1 protein-coding gene is annotated in these 263 nt (G+C 65.8%); it reads right to left on the bottom strand.

From position 1 onward, the window contains the following. Window positions 1-263, bottom strand: a 263-nt coding sequence (locus SB751_RS31725; protein ID WP_410749235.1) for a hypothetical protein, incomplete at both ends; no start/stop codon positions are given.

Below are 263 nucleotides of genomic sequence, written 5' to 3'. Positions count from 1 at the left end.
CCTTCGTTGATATGGGTGAACACCCACACGATCGAGCCGACGAGAAACGTCTGGACGAGGCCAAGCACGATCCCGAGCACCCGCATCGCGCCCCTCGCGGTGTTCTTCATCGCCGCCACCCGGTCGTCGACGCCGCCGATCTGCGCCTCGAGCGCATCGCGTTCCTTCTTCCCCTCATCCACACGCGCCCACAGCAGCTCGATGTCCTTGCGCGCGTTCTGGTTGTGGATCGACATCTGCGCGAGCGCACGGTCGAGCGCGGC

It is taken from the genome of Cupriavidus sp. SIMBA_020 (assembly GCF_046535395.1).
Classification (GTDB): Bacteria; Pseudomonadota; Gammaproteobacteria; order Burkholderiales; family Burkholderiaceae; genus Cupriavidus; species Cupriavidus campinensis.
Note: the sequence above shows the minus strand (reverse complement) of the source record. Positions and strands in the feature narration are given on the sequence as shown.